Below are 20992 nucleotides of genomic sequence, written 5' to 3'. Positions count from 1 at the left end.
ATGATTACAAAATTTAAAAAACATATTTTATTTTTCTGTTTCGTTCTTTTAGTCGCTTCTTGTTCAGTAAATAAGAATTTTACAGTTTCAAAAATCAATTCAGAATCAAGTAGTAAAGAAAATGGGATAATGTTCAACCGATCTCAGCCTTCAGGTTTTAAAACAGGGGCAGACAATTTTGAAAACTACCTACCTTTATTAAAGGACAAAAAAGTGGGAGTCGTTAGTAATCAAACTGGGGTTTTAACTAATAAAACACATCTGGTAGATTTTTTGGTAGCTAACACCATTACTATTCAAAAAATATTTGCACCAGAACACGGATTTCGAGGTACTGCTGATGCTGGCGAATTAATCGTAGATGGTAAAGATACCAAGACAGGATTGCCAATTATTTCTCTTTATGGCGCGAATAAAAAACCGAAACACGAACAATTAGAAGGGATTGATATTTTAGTTTTTGACATTCAAGATGTAGGTGCCCGATTTTACACCTATTTATCGAGTCTTCATTATGTTATGGAAGCTTGTGCCGAAAATAACATTCCGCTACTGGTTTTGGACCGTCCAAATCCTAATGGATTCATTATTGATGGTCCAATTTTAGAAAAAGAATTCACAAGCTTTGTTGGGATGCATCCTGTTCCGGTTTTGTATGGAATGACAATTGGGGAATATGCTCAAATGATCAATGGCGAAAACTGGTTGCATTCTTCTAAAGATTCAGGACAAGCGCTGCAATGCAATTTAATAGTGATTCCCTGTGTTCAATATGACCGCAATGCTTCGTATACTATTCTTGAAAAACCTTCGCCAAATCTTCCTAATGATCAATCGATAAATTTGTATGCAAGTTTGTGCTTTTTTGAAGGAACCAATGTCAGTAGTGGCCGCGGCACGGATAAACAATTTCAAATTTATGGTTCACCATTTTTACCCAATACTGGATTTAGTTTTACTCCTGAACCTAATATTGGTGCCAAAGAACCTATGCATAAAGGCATTTTGTGTTATGGAGAGGATTTGTCAACAGTTGAACCTGTCCACCAAATTGAATTGAAATGGCTAATTAAAGCCTACAAAACAACACAAGACACAAGTCAATTTTTCATTCCATTTTTTAGCAAGTTAGCCGGAACAAAAACCTTGCAACTTCAAATTGAAGCAGGACTATCTGAACGAAAAATCAAAAAAAGTTGGAAACCAGGTCTGGAGCAATTCAAAGAAATTAGAAAAAAATATTTACTTTACTAAAGCGGTATTTTCTTTTTCATTTCTTCTACAATATTGTAGACTGCAGGACAAATCGGAATGTTCTTTAAAGTCAAATCAGAAATTTGCTGAAACTTCTTTCGGTCAGTATGCGGAAATTCACGACATGCTTTGGGACGAACATCATATATAAAACAAGTGTTGTCATTATCCAAAAATGAACAAGGTACTGATTGCAATACATAATCATTGTCCTCGTCAATGCGAAGATACTGTTCAATGAATTGTTGTGGTTTTTGCCTGAGATGTTTAGCGATACGTTCAATATCTGCCGAAGTAAATAAAGGCCCAGTAGTTTTACAGCAATTCGCACAAGTCAAACAATCTGATTTTTTAAATTCGGCATCATGTAATTCTTGCATCACATAATCTAAATTCTTAGGTGATTTCTTTTTCAGCTTATCAAAATACTTTTTGTTTTCAATATGCTTATCTTTGGCAAGTTTCCCGAGTTCATTTAAATTTGGCTTTAACATCATATTGTATTTCTAACGCAAAGTTAAACAACTTGAAACTATAAACTATAAAAAGAGGAATGATTGTTTCGTTCCTCGCAATGACATTATGAAAGACCTTTTCGGAAAAGCCATACTCGATTATCAAACCAATTCTTTACCTGAAAATATCATTACCTCGACTTCTATTTCGGAAGAAGATGAGATGGAAGTGGCGTATTTATTCCGAAGCTTTGACGAAATGCCAACAATTGAACAAAAAGCTTTACAGTTAGCCAATGGAAAAACTTTAGATATAGGTTGTGGCGCAGGTAGTCATAGTTTGTATTTGCAAAACGAACGGAATATTAATGTTCATTCTATTGATATTTCAAAAAATGCTATTCAAGCATGCTCACTTCGTGGATTGAAAAATATACGAGCTATAGATGTGTTAGATTTAGAAAACGAAAAATACGACACGATTCTCTTATTAATGAACGGTACAGGTATTTTTGAAACTTTGGAAAAATCAACAATTTATCTGCAAAAGCTAAAAAGCTTACTGAATCAAAACGGACAAATTTTAATTGATTCCTCAGACATTATCTATATGTTTGATGAAGACGAAGATGGCGGAAAATGGATTCCGAGTGACAATTACTATGGAGAATTGACTTTTAGCCTTCAATATAAAAAAGAAAAAGAAGTTGATTTCCCTTGGCTATATTTAGATTACAATACGCTTCAAAATGCAGCTTTAGCTAATGGGCTACAATGCCAACTCCTTATGGAAGGTGATCATTTTGACTATTTAGCGCAACTTACTATTTTATAAATCAAAAAAAATGGAAGATAAATTACGTTATCCAATTGGAAAATTTACAGCTCCTGAAGTTTATACAAAAGAATATTTATCTAAGCGAATTCAGGAAATAGCCGAATTTCCCATATTACTAAAAAAAGAAGTTTCACAATTGAGTGATGAACAATTAGACACCCCTTATAGAGACGGCGGATGGACTATTCGACAAGTAGTACACCATTGTGCCGATAGTCATATGAATTGTTTCATCCGAATCAAATGGGCCTTAACAGAAGACAGTCCTACTATTAAGTTCTACTATGAAGACCGTTGGGGCGAAATGGCTGACAATACAAAAATGCCTATTGAATCTAGTCTAACTTTATTAGGAGGATTGCATTTCCGTTTGTCTTATTTAATGAATAGTCTATCAGTATCGGATTTAAACAAATCATTTATTCATCCTGAACATAATGCGTCGTTTCAAATCAAAGAAGTTATTGGAACTTATGCTTGGCATGGATTGCATCATTTGGCGCATATAACCGAATTGAAAAAAAGAAAAGGTTGGCAATAAAAAAACTCCAAACAGTTGTTTGGAGTTTTTTGTTTACGGAATATTCAAATATTTGTGCGTTTGTAAAGATACTCTCCATTTAGGATTGTTCATCACATAATCAACAATCAAAGGAGTCATTTCTTCTCTTTTACTCCATTCTGGCTGCAGAAACAAAATGGCATTATTATTTACTTTTTCAGCTTGCTCTTCTGCAAAAATAAAATCGTGTTTGTTGTAAATAATCACCTTCAACTCATCGGCATTGTCATATACCGTTTGTGTAGGTAATTTGTATTTTTTTGGCGAAAGACAAATCCAATCCCAAGTTCCTGAAAGCGGGTAAGCGCCGGAAGTTTCAATATGTACTTTTACCTTGTTATCTTTTAATTTTTGAGTTAGCAAGGTCATGTCCCATGTAAGCGGTTCTCCACCTGTTACTACAACAGTATCAGCATACTTAATGGCATTAGCCACAATTAAGTCCACATTAGTTGGTGGGTGCAATTCAGCATTCCAACTTTCTTTCACATCGCACCAGTGACAACCTACATCGCAACCTCCTATTCTTATAAAATAAGCTGCTGTTCCTGTATGTGACCCTTCGCCTTGAATGGTGTAGAATTCTTCCATCAACGGCAACATGGCTCCTTTATTAACTTCTAATTGTATTTCTTTTGATAACATCTAGTTCTTTTGAAGGGGCAAAGATAGTCATTTACAAAATTCATTTCCTATCTTCATTTGCCTAAAATTGAGCATAAAAAAACCGACAATTAATTGTCGGTTTTATATAATCTGAATAGCTAACTTATTTCAATTGTTTGATTGAACTTAATGCGTATGCATTTGTTGGATCAATTACTAATGTTTTATTGAAATATTCTACAGCTTTGACTTTATCCGTGTTTGCATAAGTTGCTCCAATCGTATTGTAACTTTCTGCAATTTTTTTAATTACAGCTGGCTTAGCAACTTCTTCAGCGCCTTTAGCAGTTACAGCAGCTACATAAGCCTCATAAAATTTAATGGTATTCTCATCGTTTTCCATTAAACTATTTGTTCTAGCTTTAAAAATATAAGCCTCGTAATAACTTGGCGAAGCAACTAAAACTTTATCAAAGGCAGCATCTGCTTTTTGAAGATCTGCAATCTCAGGCTTAACATCTTTTTTATTATTAGCATAATACAATGATAAACCTAAATATAAGTTGTCATCAAGATAACTTTTAGACTCTACATTAGCTGCACCTAATTCAAAAATTGCAGCAGCTTCTTTGTACAATTTTTGACTAAACATTTTCTTACCTACCTCATTTAAATCCTCAACCGCTAAAGGTTCCATTTCTATAGATTTGTTTATAGAGGCTAAACCCATTTCAAAAGCAGCTGGATCAATTGAAAGTCCATCAGCACTAGTTCCTTTTTTTATCTTAGCCAATCCTAAAACTTGATAATCTCTAGCAATAATTTTATTAGATGGATTAGAAGTAAATGTTTCCAACGATTGAATTGCTTTATCCGCATTTCCATTCTCAAAAGCAGCATAGCCTAAATAACGGAAAATTCTTGGATTTACTTTGTCCAATTCAATCATCTTATTAGCTTCTTCTTCTAAGGCTTTGTATTCTTTAGCTAAAATTAAAAAGTCAGCACGACGCATTCTTGAATGGATAGAATAATCAGTCAAGTCCATATACTTTTGGTAATAATCAATTGCGATTTTGAAATTCTCAGCCGCTTTAGACGGTTTGTTTCTTGCAATTTTATAATAAGTCTCCGCCAATTCTCTGTAAACTGGACCGTAATTTGGATTAATTGCAATTACTTCATTGTACGCTTTTGAGGCTTCATCGTATGACTTTGCACCTTTTAATAAAACTCCCAGTTGCATTTTTGCTCTTAATAAAGTATTGTCAGCAGTAAATGCATCTCTATACGATTTGTAAGCATCATTTTGATTACTTAAACCATAGTAAGCATCACCTAAAGCCAATTGAACTTGTGCATCCATAGGATTATTAACTAAGGCTCTTTTTAAAACAGCAAGAGCTGATTTGTAATTAGGCTTTTCAGCATTCATGTATGCTCTTGCAACATATATGTATTCTTCAAAATCTTTTTTACGCATGTCTTTTGTAGCTAAAATAAATTTAGCATTTGCAGCAATTGTATCATTTCGATCTAAATCCATTTGACCTAAACCAATGTTGTTAAAACGAGCAAACTCAGAAGCAGTTAAACCTTTTTCAAAAGATAATTTAGCTGAATCCTTAACACTTTGAGTTAAATATACATTGCCCAAAATAAAAGAGGCCATACCGTTAGACGGTTTTACCTGTAAAATTGATTTTAAAATAGTTTTGGCTTCCTCGTACTTTTCGGCATCTATAGCCTTTTTTGCTTGATTAATATCTTGAGCATTTGCTGTTGAAACAGTAGCTAAAAGAATTAGTCCGAAAATTTTAAATGTATTCATCTTTAGTTATATAATTAATTTATTTTTTATCATTCGTAATTTGATTTCTAATACTCAGTTTTCTTGGCGGTACTTTATAAGGCAATAATCCTGATTTCAAAATGATACGCTGTCCAATGTCTCCCGCTACAAATGAAGCAAAACCCATGCCTAAACCCGAAAATCCTTGACAATTCACAATATAAATCTCACGAGCTAATGCATATTTCCCTTCGGCAATATTATTTTGGTCTGGAGCAAAAAAATCAGATTGATTTTTACCCTTCACACTCATTATGATGATACCGTCAACAAACTTTTGCATTTCAGGTCTTGGCTGTGTTAACCAATTGAGACCAACCACTCCAATCATTCCATCATTATCATTTACAAATTTAATAACTTCATTGTTAGTTCCAAAAGAAAAGACTCCTTTTTGAGGAATTGATGAAATTCCAGCTAAATTGTTCATATATCGCACTGTACTAGAGTTAGGATTATCAAAAACCAACCCTTTAATGCCAGGTGTGTTTTTTCCATTCATAAAACTAATTACATCTTTAATATCAACAATTGTATCATTCGAATTCTTATTAATAATTAAGGCAACAGCATCTAGAGCAATTGGTGTAATTTTAGGAATAATCTTTCTATTAGAAAATATTTTAAGTTCATCTGGATTCAATTTCCTTGAAAGAACAGCAATACTTGAAGTATCTTTGACTAAAGTTTGTACAACTTCAACTTCAGACTTAACAATCATTTTAATCTTAGCATCATACCTATTCTCAAATATCTCGATTTGATCTTCCATAACGGGCATCAAAGTAGCATCAACAAGTAAAGTTGCATTCCCTTTAAGAATAGTTTCTTGGGATGTTTTGTTTGAATTGTTACAAGCATTAAAAGTAAAAACTAGGACAATCAAACTTACAGATTTGAAAAAGGTATTCATAAATTAATCTTTATTATCGTTAATGATTCTAAAAAATCGGATAACAGAATATACTATCAGTAGTGTTCCAAATGCAACTCGATAATTATATTCCATTTGTAATGGCAATTGTTTTAGAAAAATAATTAGCAATCCAAGGACTAAATAGGATACTAAAAACAAGATTCCCATAACGAGAAGAAATCGCTCTTTGAGCGATTTCTTCAAAAAACTAGTAACAAAGTTTTTAATCATTATTCAGCAGATTGAATAGTAATAGGTAGTGAGTATAAAACCCTAACTGGCTTACCATTTTGCTCTCCTGGAGTCCATTTTGGACATTTCTTTAAAACTCGGATAGCTTCTTTTCCAGTACCGTATCCGATATCTCTTAATACTTTGATATCAGTTAAAGAACCATCTTTTTCCACTACAAAGGTAACATAAACTTTACCTTTTAATCCTTCTTCTTCAGGTGTTTGATAATTGCTTCCTACAAACTTGTAAAACTTTTCCATTCCACCAGGAAAATCTGGCTTTACTTCAATTCCCGCAGTGTTATATACCGTATTATCTTCTTCTACTACTGCTGCAGTACCAGTACCAACAGGTTCAACAGTTAATTCAGCATCTGGATCACCTTTAATGGTTTCATTACCTAATTTTTTATCTTTAATTTCAGTAATTTTTGGTGGCTCTTCAGTTACTTCCTCTGCCTTTGCTACCACTGGTTTAACAAATTTCACTTGGTCAACCTTTGGAGGTGGTGGTGGAGGTGGCGGAAGATCTTTTTTAGGCTCTTCTTTCTTTGGTGGCAACTTCATAGTTACTATTTTAGTATCTAAACTATCGTCGTCTCCAGAAGAATCAGGTAGCAAACTCATAATTAATGGAGCGGCAACTGTAACAGAAAAAACAATTGCTCCAATAATTAAAGCTCTAACAGTGGTCTTAGTATTGTTTTTTCTAAGATCGTAAGCACCATAGGCTTTATTTCGACCTTCGAATACAATATCTAACCATTGATTTGTAAATATATCTAATTTCATATTTCTTAGTTATTAGGTTATTGAGTATTAAGACGAATCTTATTTACCTTCTAACAATTTTTTTTCTTCAGGAGTATACTCATTTACAATTGCGTAGGTAGGTACATCAGCAATAGCCATTTCATCCAGAATATCCACAAGATTTCTATATGTAGACTTTTTACTTGGTTTGATAATAACAATCATCCCCTTATCCTTATTTCCAGTATACTCTAAAACTAATTTTTTTCTTGATAGTAACTCCTTACGGATACCATCTTTTCCGTATGTAAAATCTTTAGGAGTTCCTCCACTAACCGGAGTTGCAAGTAAACCTACATACCTAACTAGTTTGTCATCATCACCCAATAAAATAGTCATAGTTCGGTTTTCGTCTACCTTAACTTGATTTTTAGGATCTGGTTTATCCTCTTTATCTGGCAATCCCAAACTCATCGATTGGGGTTTTGACAAGGTCGTAGTAAGCATAAAGAAAGTAATCAACAAGAACGCTAAATCCACCATCGCTGTTAAATCAACTTTAGAATTGGATTTCTTACTTCTTACTTTACCATCGCCTTTTTTACCACCACCGTCGCCGGTATTTAATTCAGCCATCTTAGTATCTTTTTATATTATTTATCTTTTGCTCTTAAACCCGTAACTAAATTAAAGCTATTGATTTTTTGATCTTGTAAAATATCCATTACTTTCTTAATAGCAGGATACTCTTCTTTAGCATCTCCTTTGATTGCAATTTGTAATTCTTTATCTTGAATTTCAATATTAGCAATTCTTGAGAATTGAATCCATTGAGACAATTGATTATCTAAAGAATCTTTAGGTATACCAGGTTGCAAACCAGTCTTACTTCTGTCTGAACTTTTCATTGCTATAATTTCTTTAAGATTGGTAATTGGAACACCAAAACCTTCCATCAAAGCAAATTTAGCAGTTTCTTCTTCAGTGAATGAAACACTATATTTTTGACCCATTAACTCTAAAGCTCTTTTTCTAACTTCTCTACCTTTAAGATCAAAGAAAACCTTTCCTTTTCCTACGGTAATTGTAGCTAAATCAGTGTCTGGCAATTTTGTTTGAACTGTTGATGCAGGCGTATCTACTGGTAACGGCTCAGGTATTTTGGCTGTAGCAGTCAAAATAAAGAAAGTTAACAATAGAAAGGCAACATCACACATAGCGGTCATATCAATTGACGCAGCTTTTTTGGACATTTTTACAGCCATTACTTTATTTTTTATAATTGAATACGATACAATTAGTAAAGTATTTAATTAATTAATTATTATTTTTTTGAACTTCTGAAATGTCTGTACGTGTTAACAATTGTATTACCTGCCTCATCAATAGAATAAGTCAAAGTATCAATTTTAGATGTAAACAAATTGTAAGTAATAATTGCTAAAGCAGATGTAGAGATTCCAGTAGCAGTATTGATCAAGGCTTCAGAAATACCATTTGCCAATGCAGCTTGGTCAGGAGTACCAGCAGATGCTAATGCACCAAACGCTTTAATCATACCAGTTACAGTCCCTAACAATCCAGCTAATGTTCCTAAAGAAACCATTGTAGACAAAATAGTCATGTGCTTCTCTAACATTGGCATTTCTAATGATGTAGCCTCTTCGATTTCTTTATGAATTGTCTCAGCAGCGGCTTCACTATCTAAACCTTCAGCTTTAACATCTTGATACTTCAATAATGCAGATTTGATTGCGTTAGCTACAGAACCTTGTTGTTTATCACAAGCTGCAATAGCTGAATCGATATCTCCTTTAGTAATACTAGATTGAATGTTTTTCATGAAAACATCTAAGTTACCTTTACCAGCAGCTTTAGAAATAACAGCAAAACGCTCAAATGAAAATACAATAACCATTAATAAACATCCTAATAATATTGGTACAATAGGTCCTCCTTTATAAACCATTGCTAAATAGTTTCCTGGAAGTGGGTGTCCTGTATTAACTCCTCCTTCGAAGTTTGCACCATTACCCATAATAAATTCCCAAATAATCCAACCTACAAAAATACAAGCTGCAATAATTATACCTGCAATTGCTCCTCCACCTTTTTGAGTTCCGTTTTCTTTTTTAACGTTTGCCATTTTTTTTAATTTTTAATAGTTTTAAATAATTTAATTTTTAGTGTTTAAATAAACTTGTAGTGGAGCAAATTTATATTTTTAGTTTAAATAAAAAAACTTTTTTTAATTTTATTGATGTTAATTTTTCACATACAATTAACACGTAGAACTCTTAACTTTGTATTTGCTAGAAAATAAACAGAGAAATCGAATATTTAATAGCAAAACCTCACTCAAGAAGGTTTAAAATAGGTAATTTGTTAATAAAACCGAAAATAAAATTTGAATACAAAATTTTCATTTTCTTTAAAAAAAACGATGTAGTTCATTTAAGTCTTGGAAATATTAGGATTTTAAGTACACATTTATGTATAAAATTAATCCCCCAAATTTCTTATTTTATTTATGTTTGTATTGTAAAGTTAAACACTATTATTGTCAATTAAAGATATTCCTAATTATGAAAAAGTATACCCTACAAAAATCTCCTTTTATTGTTCCAACAACTGATGGAAAACTAATTGAAGAACATCATGGTCTTGCAAGCACAAAAAACCCAGAACTGTCTGTAGCGCATATGATTGCTCCTGCCGGATGGAGCGAACCTTTTCAGACACCAGAGTTTGATGAATACACTTATATAATACGTGGAAAAAAACAATTTATTATTGAAGACGAAGTGGTAGTATTAGAAGCTGGACAATCTATACGTATTGATAAAAATACACGAGTTCAATATTCCAACCCATTTGAAGAAGAATGTGAATACATTGCTATTTGTACTCCTGCTTTTGATTTCACTAAAGTACACCGAGAAGAATAAAAATTATTGTTTTTGGAGTAATTCCAGAATTTTATTTTCTACTTCAACTGAATCCCAATTCGACTCAATATCATTCATTTTTAAAACGGATTCCATAATTTTATTTTGAGCATCTCCAATAGCTAATGCTTCTGAATAAGGGCGGTCGCTAAACGTTACTCTGCTATATAATGGAATCCATAAATCTGGATATTTGTCTGAAAAAAGTTTCTCTATTTTCTTTTGTAGTAAGAATTTTTCATCTGCAGTTTTACTACTCATCTCCATAAAATTGCGATAAGACAATTCTGCAATGGCATCAGCATTGGGTTTTCTTGATAGTTGATATTCGGAAAGAATTGTTTTCCAATCATTTCCGTATAACTGCATCATGTCGTTTAGTATCGAAATATCTTCAAAACCAGAGTTCATCCCTTGTCCATAAAACGGAACAATAGCATGGCATGCATCACCAATTAGAGCAATTTTATCCTCATAGGTCCAAGGAAAACATTTCATAGTAACCAAAGTACTAGTAGGATTCTTAAAAAAATCTTCTGTTAATTTAGGTATTACATCAATTGAATCTGGAAAGTTTTTAGCGAAAAAAGTTTCTACTAGCTGAATATCTTTCAGTTCCTCAAAAGAGTTTTTGCCTTCAAAAGGCATGAATAAAGTACAGGTAAAACTTCCGTCCAAATTAGCCAAAGCAATCAACATGTATTCGCCTCGTGGCCATATATGAAAGGAATTCGGATCTAATTTATGTGTTCCGTCTTCATTAGCCGGAATATTCAATTCTTTATAGCCGATTTTTAAAAACTCTTGTGAGTAATCGAACATGCTCTGGCGTTGCATTCGATGACGAATTCTAGAAAAAGCGCCATCAGCACCAAAAACCATATCGTATTTTTTCTCTTCCCAAGCTCCGCGTTCGCTTTCACCAATATGAAGCGTAGCATCTGCAAGGGTAACATCCCAAATTTTTTGTTCGAAAAAGAATTTAGCTCCCGCATCTTCAGCCAAATCAATCATTTTCCGATTTAAAAGACCTCTTGAAATGGAATAAATGGCCTCACCCTCTTGTCCATAAGCTTGAAAATTGAGTTTGTCTACCAAATGAATAGCGCGCTTGTCCATAGGGATGGCGATTTCGCGGACGGCATCACCTACTCCAACACCATCTAGGGCTTTCCAACCTCGATTTGACATCGCTAAGTTTATCGAGCGACCAGAAAATTCAATTTGGCGAATATCCGGACTTCTGTCGTAAACGTGAACGGTATGACCAGCTTTTCTTAAATAGATGGCCAATAATGAACCAACTAATCCGGAACCTACAACTGCAATTTTTTGGGGAGTCTGCATTACTATTTTTAAAAGTTGGGCAAAATTAATTATAAAAATGCACTAACCATTATCTATTTACTTTTTATTGGGAATAAAAACCAATTTTGTTGAAGTTTGAATAATTTCTGCTTTGTTCAATTTCATCTTTCTGAACTTTCCTGTATTGTACATTTCAGCCTGGTCTTTATAATGAGGACTCATTGGATTTCCAGATTGTCCTGTTGGCAAAACACTCCAACTGTTTTCAATATCCGAAAAGTCAATAATTCGTCTTGTTGACGGACCTCCTTTTACAACATAGTTTCCGTCTTCTGTAAAATCAAAAAACAAATTATTAATCACTTCCATAGAACCCGAAACCTCAAATGGACCAACATTGAAAAATGGTTTTAGCGCCTCAACTTTACTTAACGGATGTTGGTGTTCTGCAGTATGGACTTTATTCCAAGTCCAAGAAGTAACTGTTTTACCTAATTGTTTTTCTAAAGCGTTGATCGATTCTTTAAACGATTGAGTAATAATTTCATTTTTGGTCTCCTTTTTATTTTTAGTGGCACTATTATCCCACCAAAGCGAGTTGTTATTTGCTATTTGTCTTGCCACTACTTGTTTTGAAATATGAGTTCCTAAAAACTGCTTGAAATTGGCTTCACCCATTTCGTCTTTAAATGTGTTTTTTAAGGTACAATAAATCCATTTGTTATACACTGTAGGCGCAACGTCTTGCAAATTATTTGACCCCTTCCAACTTTTTAAAATTGCGATCGCTTCTTTTTCATTTTTAGAAAGAGTAGAAGCATCAATAGCTTGGATTAAATTTTGAACTACTGATGGCGCTACCGAAGAAGTATTATCAAAAATCATTTTACTTGCTGATTCTTTGTCCCAGTTGGATTTGGAATCTAACAATTGAACAATTCGTTTGGCTCTATCTTCGGGCAAATAATACCCAGGATATGAAAATCCGTCAACCGCTTCGGGTTGGTTATTGGCAGAATACACATAATTCCAACTCGGATTAACCGATGATGGGTTTTTGGCAAAATCCAAATATTCTTTGATATCGTCTTTGCCACTAGCGCCATCTAAAATGAAATTAGGATTTACGCCCTTATTGTGTTTGTATAATTTTCCAGTTGCCCACCAAGCTACATTCCCCTTAGTGTCTCCATACATTACGTTCAAACCAGGAGCAGCAATTAGTTGTACCCCTTTTTGAAAATCAGCGATGTTTTTAGCGTGTGAAAGTGTATAAACGGCATCCAAAATTAAAATAGGTTGTTGGGTATAAATCCAAGATAAGGCAACTGGTTTGTCTTTTTGCAATCCTTCAATCAAATCATTGACAATAGGTCCGTGACGACTTACCTTGACATTTACAATTACATCCGAACTGTCCTTAATTTTGATTGTTCTTGTTCTATTTTCATATTTACTAAAGCCAGTTGGTGTTCTGTATTGACTCTGATCTGCAGGACTATTCTCTTCTTGATACATATCAATATCATCATTCTCAAACATGGTTAAGCCATAGGCATATTGACGGTTGTGGCCTAACAAAGGAAACGGAGTTCCTGCTAAGTAATAGCCATAAATTTCATGGTCAGGCGTAACCAAATGAGCTTCATACCAAGTGCTCGGTTGCGAAAATCCAATATGCGGATCATTTGCAAAAATTACTTTGCCGTTCTTGGTCTTTTGAGGAGCAATTACCCAACTGTTACTTCCAATAAATGGAGGAATTGGTGATTGGTCTAATAAAGCTGCAACCGATTTTGCAATAGCAGAGTATTCTTGAACATTTTCTTTAGCATTTTTAATCTTAGTTGTGTTGAATTCACCTTCTAATCCAAATTCTTTTACATAATCTATTCCAAGTTTATTGCGTAAATCAGTCATCAAAGGATCTGATTTTTGAGCCATAGCAAAACTAAAAGCCATATAACCGAAAATATTATAGACATCTTTAACCTCAAATTTTTGCTTTTGGATGCCTAGCAATTGAAATTCGACTGGGGTTTTTCCTTCTTCTAAATATTGATTAATTCCATCCAAATAAGCTTGTGTCAACTGGTAGCTTGGACTGTTTTTATCCAATAGAGCTATGGCTTTTGCAGAAGCTTCTTCAATTCCTAAACCAGCAAAGAATTTATCATTCTTTAAAGCTGCCGATCCGAAAATTTCAGACAGACGTCCCGGTGCAATTCGGCGCATTAACTCCATTTGCCACAAACGGTCTTGAGCATGAACATAACCCAAAGCTTCCATTGCATCCAAATTATTTTCGGCATAAATATGAGGAACTCCAAATTCGTCAAAGTAAACGGTCGTTTCTTTCTGTAGGTTTTTTAGCGGTACTTCGCCTTCATATTTTGGCTTGGAATAAAATGCAAACCCTGCTAAACCTAGAACCAGAAGAGCAACGATTGAAACTAGAACGATAAGTACTTTTTTGAAAATTTTCATATTGATATCAATTAGTATAACAAATATAAAAGAATAATTTACAAATACTGTTGAAGAAAGCGCCTATTTAACTAAATTTTGTTTAACAAAAATGTAATTTTAATTAAACAAAATTTATCTTTGTGCAAAACACAGCCCACATGAAAAATATTTCGAAAGAAGACATAACAAAGATGGACAAAGTACCTCGCTTGAATTTAATTAATTCGTGCACGGGATACAAATCAACTAATTTGATTGCTACACAGTCTGTAAATGGCGGATCGAACGTCGCTATTTTTAGCAGCGTGACTCACCTTGGTAGCCATCCTGCCTTAATTGGTTTTATTATGCGACCAACTACTGTTCCACGTGATACGTACAAAAACATTAAGGAAACTGGTTATTTTACAATTAATCACGTAACGGTTGATATGATTGAAGATGCCCATCATAGTTCGGCTAATTATGATTTAGGCATTTCTGAGTTTGAGAAAACGAATCTGGAAGCAGAATACAAAGAAGGTATTGCAACACCATTTGTAAAAGGTAGTCCTGTGCAATTGTATTGCAAATATCTCAATGAATACCACATTAAAGAAAATGATACTATTCACATTATCGCTTCTATTGAAGAATTATTTTTTGATGAAGAATTACAACATGAAGACGGCTGGTTACAATTAGATAAAGGAAATGTTGTAACCGTAAATGGATTGGATGGTTATTGCTTGCCTAAACTAGTAGACCGTTTAAAATATGCAAGAAAAAATCAACCAACAGAATCTTTTTTGAAATAAACAATTTTTTATTTATTCAATATTCCCGTTTTCAAAATTTGTCCAAATCGATAAATATCTTCGTAAGAGGTGTATAAAGGAACTGGAGCAAATCGAATTACATTCGGTTCGCGCCAATCTACAATTACTCCATTTTTCATTAGGTAATCAAATAGACTTCGGCCTTCTCCATGTAAAAAAACCGAAAGTTGACAACCTCTTTCCTGTTGATTAGCAGGTGTAATAATTTCGAAATTACCCTTTACTTCTCGGTCAATTTCGTGTAAAACAAACTCTAAATAGGAGGTTATTGTATTTCTTTTTGCAATTAAAGCCGCCATACCTATTTCTGCAAAAAGTTCTACCGAAGCCAAATATGGCGCTAAAGACAAAATAGGTAAATTACTAATTTGCCAACCATCTGCGCCTTGAACTGGGTCAAAATTAGGTTCCATTTTGAATCGGCGTTCTTTATTGTGTCCCCACCAACCGGCTAATCTTGGCAATTCGATATTAGTGTGGTGTTTCTCGTGGATAAAACAGCCCGAAGCATTTCCGGGCCCTGAATTCATATATTTATAACTGCACCAAGACGCAAAATCCACTTGCCAATCGTGTAATTGCAATTCAATATTTCCAGCGGCATGTGCCAAATCCCATCCGACATAAGCGCCCACTTTATGTCCTGCCTCGGTAATGTTTTTCATATCAAAAACTTGTCCCGTATAATAATTAACCCCACCAATTAAAACCAGTGCCAACTCATCGCCCACTTCTTGAATTTTTGCTAATACATCTTCTAATCGAATATTATGTTCTCCTTCTCGACGCTTTATTTCTACTATAGCATCTTCTGGTTCATACCCATGAAAACGGACTTGGCTTTGGAACATGTATTGATCTGAAGGAAAGGCTTTTTCTTCGCAAATAATTTTATATCGTTTGGATGTTGGTTGATAAAACGAAACCATTAGTAAATGCAAGTTCACGGTCAACGTATTCATTACAGTAACTTCAGTAGGCAATGCTCCAACTATTTTACTCAACGGATTTGCAAAACGTTCGTGGTAATCCCACCATGGTTTTTCAGCATAAAAATGACCTTCAACAGCTAACGTTGCCCAATCGTTCATTACCTCATCTACATAGGTTTTGGCTCTTTTGGGTTGGAGTCCCAAAGAGTTTCCTGTAAAGTAAATCACTTTCTTTCCATTAACTTGTGGGAAAGAAAATTCATTCTGATAATGACCTAATGTATCTTGAGAATCTAGTTGCTGTGCAAAAGCAAGGTTGTTTTCGAATTTCATTTACACGTATTTTATGAAGTAAAAATAGCAAACTAATATGAAAAAACACGAATGACACGAATTTGCACGAAGAATTAAAACACGAATTAAACGAATTACACAAATTAAACGAATAAAATAAAGCATTGGGTTTGCGTGAGGGATAGCAACGAAAAGCCCACAGTGATGTGAAGCGAATGAGGAACAGCACGAGGACTTGAAGTGTATAGCCCGACCCAAGCATTGGCTCCAGGAAGGGAAAGGGTCACGCCAAAAAAAAATCTCGCCATAACTGACGAGATTTTATAGTATTTAAAATGATTTAGCTATAGAATTAACATAGCATCTCCATACGAATAGAATCTATATCCCTCTTTAACAGCTTCTTCATAAGCACGTTTCATTAAATCGTGACCACAGAAAGCAGAAATCATCATTAACAAAGTAGACTTTGGGGTATGAAAATTCGTAATCATACAATCTGCAATACTAAAATCATGAGGTGGAAAGATGAATTTATTTGTCCAACCGTCAAAAGGATTTAATGTTCTTTGTGAAGAAACAGCACTTTCAATTGCTCTCATAGAAGTAGTTCCAACTGCACAAACTCTTTTCTTGTTCAACTTTGCATTATTAACAACATCACAAGCTTCTTGAGTAATTTTTAACTCTTCTGAATCCATTTTGTGTTTCGATAAATCTTCTACCTCAACTGGGTTAAAAGTTCCTAAACCAACGTGAAGTGTCACCTCGGCAAAATTAACTCCTTTGATTTCTAATTTTTTCAATAAATGCTTAGAAAAATGTAATCCTGCAGTTGGTGCAGCAACTGAACCTTCTTCTTTGGCATAAATAGTTTGATAACGTTCTGCATCTTCTGGAGTTACGTCACGCGAAATGTATTTAGGTATTGGGGTTTCTCCCAATTCAGTTAATTTGTTTCTGAATTCTTCATACGAACCATCGTAAAGAAAACGCAATGTTCTTCCACGAGAAGTGGTATTATCAATAACCTCAGCTACTAGTGAATCATCGTCTCCAAAATACAATTTGTTTCCAATTCTGATTTTACGAGCTGGATCAACTAATACGTCCCAAAGGCGTTGTTCAGCATTCAACTCACGTAACAAAAACACTTCAATTCTTGCTCCAGTTTTTTCTTTGTTTCCGTACAAACGTGCTGGAAAAACTTTGGTGTTATTCAAAATCATTACATCTCCGTCATCAAAATAATCGATAACATCTTTGAACATTTTGTGCTCTATCGTTTGTTTTTTACGGTCAATAACCATTAAACGAGACTCGTCTCTGTTCTCTGCTGGAAACTCAGCTAAAAGTTCTTTCGGTAAATTGAATTGAAAGTGTGATAATTTCATTGAATAAAGTTTATTTGTTTAAAAGTTTAAATATTTATACACTATAAACATTTAAACTTGGAATGCAAATATACGACTGCGAAAGAGGCGTTGTCAAGTGTTTTGGTGTTTATTTTTACCAACCCAATGGTAGAAAGGGATTTCGACTATTCAAAAATAAAATTTAGACTGTTTCTTCTATTGCAAAACCAATTCTTTTTAAGTCTTCCCAAAAATCAGGGTAGGATTTTGAGACTACTTCGGCATTTTCAATGAAAATTGGCACTCGCAAAGCCAAAGGTGCAAATGCCATCGCCATTCGATGGTCATTATACGTGGCTATAGTTACATTAGAATTCATTTCTTTGGTTGCAACCAAAGTCAAACTATCATTGGTTACCGAAATATTGGCTCCCAACTTAGTAAGTTCAATTCGTAGTGCTTCTAAGCGATCTGTTTCTTTGATTTTTAAAGTATGCAAACCAGTTAGATGACAACCAATTCCTAAACCTAAACAGGTTACTACAATAGTTTGTGCAATATCAGGTGTGTTGTTCAAGTCGAAAGTTACGTCTTGGTAATTGAAATTAGCTTGTTTGGTTAAAGTCAACTGGTTTCCGTTAAATTGAGATTTCACTCCCATAGCTTTGTAAAGGTTTACCAAATCCGAATCGCCTTGTAAACTATTTTCTTTATAACTTGAAATGGTGATGGAAGCAGCATCTGCCAAAGCGGCAATACTAAAATAATACGAAGCCGAACTCCAATCGGACTCCACGGTCATTTCTTTAGTTTTGACTGCTGGTTTTGGCGCAACGGTAATGACATTTCCTTCAAAACTAGTTTGAATGTTTAAATCATTGAGTAACGCCAAAGTCATTTTAATATAAGGAATAGAGGTGATTTCTCCTTCCAATGTTAACTCTAAACCATTCTCTAATTTTGGCGCCACTAACAGTAAAGCCGAAATATACTGACTACTCACATTCGCAGCCAATTTCACTTTGGAAGCCGTAATTTTTTGTCCTTTGATTCGGATAGGTGGATAACCCACTTCTTTTTCGTAAGTTATGAAAGCACCTAATTGTTCCAAGGCGTCTACCAAAATTTTAATCGGACGCTCTTGCATTCGGCTAGAACCTGTCAACACTACTTCACGACCTTCATTTACAGCATAGTAAGCGGTAAGAAAACGCATTGCTGTTCCTGCGTGATGAATATCTACAATTGCATCTGATCCGGTCAATGCTTTTTCCATCACTTCGCTATCATCTGAATTGGAAGTATTAGCTAAAGTAATATTTGGAAACAAAGCTTTCAGCAACAACAAACGGTTGGTTTCGCTTTTGGAACCCGTAATTTTTATTGCAGCATTGATTTCAGATAGCGCAGATTGTAGTAGTAATTTCATTCTGTTGTGTGTAGTTCAGTAATTGGGTGCAAATTATTTCAATTTCTCATTATTCTTGTGACGGTCTTTATCGCGAACCGATTTCAAATCCATTTTCTTATCAAAAGCCGCTTGTAAGTCAATTCCGGTTTGGTTGGCCAAACACAGGACTACAAAAACCACGTCAGCCAGTTCTTCTCCTAGATCTTTGTTCTTGTCGGATACTTTCTCAGATTGTTCTCCATAACGGCGAGCAATAATTCGGGCTACTTCACCTACTTCTTCTGTCAATTGCGCCATATTGGTCAATTCGTTAAAGTAGCGAACTCCATGTTCTTTTATCCAAGTATCTACTTCTAATTGTGCATTTTTTAAATCCATTATTCCTTATTTTTACTATCCATAATTATAGTCACAGGGCCATCATTCAACAAAGCTACTTTCATATCGACACCAAAAATACCCGTTGGCACTTTCTTACCTAATTTATGTTCTAATGCAGTTACAAATTTTTCATAAAGTGGGATGGCAATTTCAGGTCTAGCTGCTTTGATATAGGAAGGTCGGTTGCCTTTTTTAGTAGCTGCATGCAGCGTAAACTGACTTACCACAAGCACATCGCCATTCACCTCTTCTACTGACAAATTCATTACTCCATTTTCATCTCCAAAAATACGGAGCTGTGTAATTTTGACAACCAACCAATCAATATCTTCTTGGGTATCGGTATCTTCAATTCCAACTAGAACTAATATCCCTTTTTGGATTTCTCCTACTATTTTTTCAGAAACAGAAACTGATGCCGAAGAAACTCTTTGTAAAACTACTCTCATTAATCACGTGTTTTATCGCTAGCTATCCGATCTTCATTATACACATCGGTGCGGTAATGTTCGTCATCGCCTTCTAAAATTTTTAAATAGCTGTTGTAACGCGACCAAGCAATTTCATCATTTTCTAAAGCGGCTTTTATAGCGCAATGTGGCTCTTCTTTGTGCAAACAATTATTGAATTTGCATTGGCCTTGTAATTTGAAAAATTCCGGAAAGTAACCTCCAACCTCTTCTTTTTCCATATCTACAATCCCAAATCCTTTAATTCCTGGTGTATCAATAATCTTGGCCCCAAAACTCAAATCATACATTTCGGCAAAAGTGGTCGTATGTTGTCCTTGTTTACTTTGCTCCGAAATGTTTTTTGTTTTCAAATGTAAGGAAGGTTCTAATGCATTAACCAAAGTCGATTTTCCTACACCAGAATGTCCCGAAAACATGCTCACTTTATCCAACATCAATTGTTTTAATTCTTCGACTCCTTTTCCTTCAGTTGACGAAACACGCAAACAACGATACCCAATTTCTTGATACACATGTTGCATGTACAATTGCTCGTCTAAAGAAGCATCCGTTAAGGTGTCAATTTTGTTAAAAACCAAAACCGTTTCAATACCGTAGGCTTCGGCTGTAACCAAAAAACGGTCAATAAAACTAGTTGTTGTAGGCGGGTTATCAATCGTAATCAATAAAAAAACCTGATCAATATTGGACGCGATAATATGGATTTGCTTGGATAAATTCACCGATTTTCGGACAATATAATTCTTTCTATCGTGAATGTTATAAATAGTTCCCGTCACAGTATCTGAACTTTCATCTAATTCATAATCTACTCCATCGCCTACAGCGATTGGATTGGTGCTTTTAATCCCTTTCATTCGGAACTTCCCTTTCATACGACATTCCATAAAATCCCCTGTTTCAGATTTTACAGTGTACCAACTTCCTGTAGATTTATAAACGATTCCTGTCATAAAGGATTTTTGAATGTAGATTAACGATATTAGACTTGTGATTTAAAAAACTAAAACTAGTTACAAAGATAAATGATACATTATGTTTATACAGACAGTTTATTATAAAATTTAAAAAAGATGATTTATTAATAAGCAAAAATCCCAAAAGTATAAGCCTTGGGATTTTAATAAATTTATA

At 34.3% G+C, this 20992-nt stretch carries 22 protein-coding genes; 5 read left to right on the top strand and 17 right to left on the bottom strand.

Annotation, left to right across the window (positions count from 1 at the left end; genetic code table 11):
* Positions 1-1254: an exo-beta-N-acetylmuramidase NamZ family protein gene (locus LPC23_RS04620; protein WP_229331455.1), complete on the top strand. Its 1254-nt coding sequence runs from the start codon at positions 1-3 to the stop codon at positions 1252-1254.
* Here the strand turns inward: LPC23_RS04620 and LPC23_RS04615 are convergent.
* A complete protein-coding gene (locus LPC23_RS04615; RefSeq protein ID WP_229331574.1) occupies positions 1251-1748 on the bottom strand; it encodes a YkgJ family cysteine cluster protein in 498 nt (165 codons plus the stop codon). The genes LPC23_RS04620 and LPC23_RS04615 overlap by 4 nt on opposite strands.
* A gap of 88 nt (positions 1749-1836) precedes the next feature.
* On the opposite strand from LPC23_RS04615, the gene LPC23_RS04610 reads away from it, so the two are divergent.
* Both LPC23_RS04610 and LPC23_RS04605 read left to right on the top strand, forming a co-directional pair.
* On the top strand, positions 1837-2544 hold the full coding sequence (locus tag LPC23_RS04610) for a class I SAM-dependent methyltransferase (protein ID WP_229331453.1): 708 nt from the start codon (positions 1837-1839) through the stop codon (positions 2542-2544).
* Positions 2545-2554: 10 nt separating this feature from the next.
* Positions 2555-3088 (top strand): YfiT family bacillithiol transferase, encoded by a 534-nt coding sequence (locus LPC23_RS04605; protein WP_229331451.1) that lies wholly within the window; start codon positions 2555-2557, stop codon positions 3086-3088.
* Between the two features lie 33 nt (positions 3089-3121).
* Here the strand turns inward: LPC23_RS04605 and LPC23_RS04600 are convergent, their stop codons facing one another.
* From LPC23_RS04600 to LPC23_RS04565, 8 genes are all read right to left on the bottom strand, one after another.
* Positions 3122-3754: a 7-carboxy-7-deazaguanine synthase QueE gene (locus LPC23_RS04600; RefSeq protein ID WP_229331449.1), complete on the bottom strand. Its 633-nt coding sequence runs from the start codon at positions 3752-3754 to the stop codon at positions 3122-3124.
* Between the two features lie 124 nt (positions 3755-3878).
* Complete coding sequence (locus LPC23_RS04595; protein WP_229326988.1) at positions 3879-5546, bottom strand: tetratricopeptide repeat protein; 1668 nt, start codon at positions 5544-5546, stop codon at positions 3879-3881.
* Between the two features lie 19 nt (positions 5547-5565).
* The gene (locus tag LPC23_RS04590) at positions 5566-6480 is read right to left on the bottom strand and encodes a PstS family phosphate ABC transporter substrate-binding protein (RefSeq protein ID WP_229331447.1); all 915 of its coding nucleotides are present in this window, start codon (positions 6478-6480) and stop codon (positions 5566-5568) included.
* 3 nt (positions 6481-6483) lie between these two features.
* Positions 6484-6714, bottom strand: coding sequence for a hypothetical protein (locus LPC23_RS04585; RefSeq protein ID WP_229326984.1), 231 nt, complete (start codon positions 6712-6714; stop codon positions 6484-6486).
* On the bottom strand, positions 6714-7508 hold the full coding sequence (locus LPC23_RS04580) for an energy transducer TonB (RefSeq protein WP_229326982.1): 795 nt from the start codon (positions 7506-7508) through the stop codon (positions 6714-6716). Before LPC23_RS04580 ends, LPC23_RS04585 begins: the two co-directional genes overlap by 1 nt.
* A 39-nt stretch (positions 7509-7547) precedes the next feature.
* Positions 7548-8105: an ExbD/TolR family protein gene (locus LPC23_RS04575; RefSeq protein ID WP_229326980.1), complete on the bottom strand. Its 558-nt coding sequence runs from the start codon at positions 8103-8105 to the stop codon at positions 7548-7550.
* 17 nt (positions 8106-8122) lie between these two features.
* Positions 8123-8734 (bottom strand): ExbD/TolR family protein, encoded by a 612-nt coding sequence (locus LPC23_RS04570; RefSeq protein WP_229326978.1) that lies wholly within the window; start codon positions 8732-8734, stop codon positions 8123-8125.
* Positions 8735-8793: 59 nt separating this feature from the next.
* Entirely contained in the window at positions 8794-9615 is an 822-nt protein-coding gene (locus LPC23_RS04565; RefSeq protein WP_229326976.1) for a MotA/TolQ/ExbB proton channel family protein, read from the bottom strand.
* 439 nt (positions 9616-10054) lie between these two features.
* Between LPC23_RS04565 and LPC23_RS04560 the strand changes: the two genes are divergently transcribed.
* On the top strand, positions 10055-10417 hold the full coding sequence (locus tag LPC23_RS04560; RefSeq protein WP_229331445.1) for a cupin domain-containing protein: 363 nt from the start codon (positions 10055-10057) through the stop codon (positions 10415-10417).
* Positions 10418-10420: 3 nt separating this feature from the next.
* On the opposite strand, the gene LPC23_RS04555 is transcribed toward LPC23_RS04560, so the two are convergent.
* Positions 10421-11764, bottom strand: a complete 1344-nt coding sequence (locus LPC23_RS04555) for an FAD-dependent oxidoreductase (RefSeq protein WP_229331443.1) — start codon at positions 11762-11764, stop codon at positions 10421-10423.
* A gap of 57 nt (positions 11765-11821) precedes the next feature.
* Positions 11822-14212: a penicillin acylase family protein gene (locus LPC23_RS04550; protein WP_229331441.1), complete on the bottom strand. Its 2391-nt coding sequence runs from the start codon at positions 14210-14212 to the stop codon at positions 11822-11824.
* A 140-nt stretch (positions 14213-14352) separates the two neighbouring features.
* On the opposite strand from LPC23_RS04550, the gene LPC23_RS04545 reads away from it, so the two are divergent.
* The gene (locus LPC23_RS04545; RefSeq protein ID WP_229331439.1) at positions 14353-14991 is read left to right on the top strand and encodes a flavin reductase family protein; all 639 of its coding nucleotides are present in this window, start codon (positions 14353-14355) and stop codon (positions 14989-14991) included.
* Positions 14992-14999: 8 nt separating this feature from the next.
* Here the strand turns inward: LPC23_RS04545 and kynU are convergent, their stop codons facing one another.
* The 6 genes from kynU to rsgA form a co-directional block, all read right to left on the bottom strand.
* On the bottom strand, positions 15000-16277 hold the full coding sequence (kynU, locus tag LPC23_RS04540) for a kynureninase (protein WP_229331437.1): 1278 nt from the start codon (positions 16275-16277) through the stop codon (positions 15000-15002).
* Positions 16278-16582: 305 nt separating this feature from the next.
* Positions 16583-17632 (bottom strand): tRNA preQ1(34) S-adenosylmethionine ribosyltransferase-isomerase QueA, encoded by a 1050-nt coding sequence (queA, locus tag LPC23_RS04535; RefSeq protein WP_229331435.1) that lies wholly within the window; start codon positions 17630-17632, stop codon positions 16583-16585.
* A 163-nt stretch (positions 17633-17795) separates the two neighbouring features.
* Entirely contained in the window at positions 17796-19022 is a 1227-nt protein-coding gene (gene aroA / locus LPC23_RS04530; RefSeq protein ID WP_229331433.1) for a 3-phosphoshikimate 1-carboxyvinyltransferase, read from the bottom strand.
* Positions 19023-19055: 33 nt separating this feature from the next.
* Positions 19056-19382, bottom strand: a complete 327-nt coding sequence (locus tag LPC23_RS04525; protein ID WP_229331431.1) for a nucleotide pyrophosphohydrolase — start codon at positions 19380-19382, stop codon at positions 19056-19058.
* Positions 19382-19834 carry a D-aminoacyl-tRNA deacylase gene (dtd, locus tag LPC23_RS04520; protein ID WP_229331429.1) on the bottom strand — a complete coding sequence of 151 codons (453 nt, stop codon included), beginning with the start codon at positions 19832-19834 and terminating at the stop codon, positions 19382-19384. The genes LPC23_RS04525 and dtd overlap by 1 nt, the downstream gene beginning before the upstream one ends.
* On the bottom strand, positions 19834-20811 hold the full coding sequence (gene rsgA / locus LPC23_RS04515) for a ribosome small subunit-dependent GTPase A (RefSeq protein WP_229331427.1): 978 nt from the start codon (positions 20809-20811) through the stop codon (positions 19834-19836). Before rsgA ends, dtd begins: the two co-directional genes overlap by 1 nt.
* Positions 20812-20992 lie beyond the last annotated feature (181 nt).

Origin of the sequence: Flavobacterium ammonificans, from assembly GCF_020885975.1 — a bacterium.
In the GTDB taxonomy this organism is placed as follows: domain Bacteria; phylum Bacteroidota; class Bacteroidia; order Flavobacteriales; family Flavobacteriaceae; genus Flavobacterium; species Flavobacterium ammonificans.
Note: the sequence above shows the minus strand (reverse complement) of the source record. Positions and strands in the feature narration are given on the sequence as shown.

Coding starts and splice junctions, on each gene's coding strand:
- LPC23_RS04615 (WP_229331574.1), bottom strand. CDS start 1,748: ATGTTAAAGCCAAATTTAAATGAACTCGGGAAACTTGCCAAAGATAAG.
- LPC23_RS04585 (WP_229326984.1), bottom strand. CDS start 6,714: ATGATTAAAAACTTTGTTACTAGTTTTTTGAAGAAATCGCTCAAAGAG.
- LPC23_RS04580 (WP_229326982.1), bottom strand. CDS start 7,508: ATGAAATTAGATATATTTACAAATCAATGGTTAGATATTGTATTCGAA.
- dtd (WP_229331429.1), bottom strand. CDS start 19,834: ATGAGAGTAGTTTTACAAAGAGTTTCTTCGGCATCAGTTTCTGTTTCT.
- LPC23_RS04550 (WP_229331441.1), bottom strand. CDS start 14,212: ATGAAAATTTTCAAAAAAGTACTTATCGTTCTAGTTTCAATCGTTGCT.
- LPC23_RS04565 (WP_229326976.1), bottom strand. CDS start 9,615: ATGGCAAACGTTAAAAAAGAAAACGGAACTCAAAAAGGTGGAGGAGCA.
- LPC23_RS04590 (WP_229331447.1), bottom strand. CDS start 6,480: ATGAATACCTTTTTCAAATCTGTAAGTTTGATTGTCCTAGTTTTTACT.
- rsgA (WP_229331427.1), bottom strand. CDS start 20,811: ATGACAGGAATCGTTTATAAATCTACAGGAAGTTGGTACACTGTAAAA.
- LPC23_RS04555 (WP_229331443.1), bottom strand. CDS start 11,764: ATGCAGACTCCCCAAAAAATTGCAGTTGTAGGTTCCGGATTAGTTGGT.
- LPC23_RS04525 (WP_229331431.1), bottom strand. CDS start 19,382: ATGGATTTAAAAAATGCACAATTAGAAGTAGATACTTGGATAAAAGAA.
- kynU (WP_229331437.1), bottom strand. CDS start 16,277: ATGAAATTCGAAAACAACCTTGCTTTTGCACAGCAACTAGATTCTCAA.
- LPC23_RS04605 (WP_229331451.1), top strand. CDS start 2,555: ATGGAAGATAAATTACGTTATCCAATTGGAAAATTTACAGCTCCTGAA.
- LPC23_RS04610 (WP_229331453.1), top strand. CDS start 1,837: ATGAAAGACCTTTTCGGAAAAGCCATACTCGATTATCAAACCAATTCT.
- LPC23_RS04600 (WP_229331449.1), bottom strand. CDS start 3,754: ATGTTATCAAAAGAAATACAATTAGAAGTTAATAAAGGAGCCATGTTG.
- aroA (WP_229331433.1), bottom strand. CDS start 19,022: ATGAAATTACTACTACAATCTGCGCTATCTGAAATCAATGCTGCAATA.
- LPC23_RS04570 (WP_229326978.1), bottom strand. CDS start 8,734: ATGGCTGTAAAAATGTCCAAAAAAGCTGCGTCAATTGATATGACCGCT.
- LPC23_RS04620 (WP_229331455.1), top strand. CDS start 1: ATGATTACAAAATTTAAAAAACATATTTTATTTTTCTGTTTCGTTCTT.
- queA (WP_229331435.1), bottom strand. CDS start 17,632: ATGAAATTATCACACTTTCAATTCAATTTACCGAAAGAACTTTTAGCT.
- LPC23_RS04575 (WP_229326980.1), bottom strand. CDS start 8,105: ATGGCTGAATTAAATACCGGCGACGGTGGTGGTAAAAAAGGCGATGGT.
- LPC23_RS04545 (WP_229331439.1), top strand. CDS start 14,353: ATGAAAAATATTTCGAAAGAAGACATAACAAAGATGGACAAAGTACCT.
- LPC23_RS04595 (WP_229326988.1), bottom strand. CDS start 5,546: ATGAATACATTTAAAATTTTCGGACTAATTCTTTTAGCTACTGTTTCA.
- LPC23_RS04560 (WP_229331445.1), top strand. CDS start 10,055: ATGAAAAAGTATACCCTACAAAAATCTCCTTTTATTGTTCCAACAACT.